Source organism: Treponema sp. R6D11 (assembly GCF_054786075.1).
In genome coordinates this window covers 1-322 of record NZ_BDHD01001362.1, presented here as the reverse complement: position 1 = coordinate 322, position 322 = coordinate 1, and the positions used below count along the sequence as shown (strand labels likewise).

Annotated in this window: 1 protein-coding gene; it reads left to right on the top strand. The window is 48.1% G+C overall.

Translation table 11 applies throughout. The annotated features are described in order from the left end of the window. A partial coding sequence (locus ACYVTD_RS18760) for a DUF3744 domain-containing protein (RefSeq protein ID WP_461249093.1) occupies nucleotides 1-322 on the top strand: 322 nt, incomplete at both ends.

Genomic DNA, 322 nt, shown 5'->3' with positions numbered 1-322 from the left:
GTATAGTGGTAATTGACAAGGGACGAATCATATCGGATTCAAAGCCCTCCGAACTGCTTGCAAAGGACATTTTAAGGAAGACGGGCATAAGAGAGCCGCTATATTTGAGCGCCCTGTCCTACACGGGAGAAACGGTAGACGCTGATACGGCGGAGCGGCTTTTGAATACGCTTCAAATTAAATCTTTGCCTCTTGAAGAATGGGACAGAAATCTTGCGGAAAGTCAAAGCGCAAAAGAGACGCAAAGCGCAAAAGAGACGCGAAGCGCAAAAGCGGCGGAACAATCCGGTCTTGAAGTGCGCGATCTGCATTTTCGCTATAC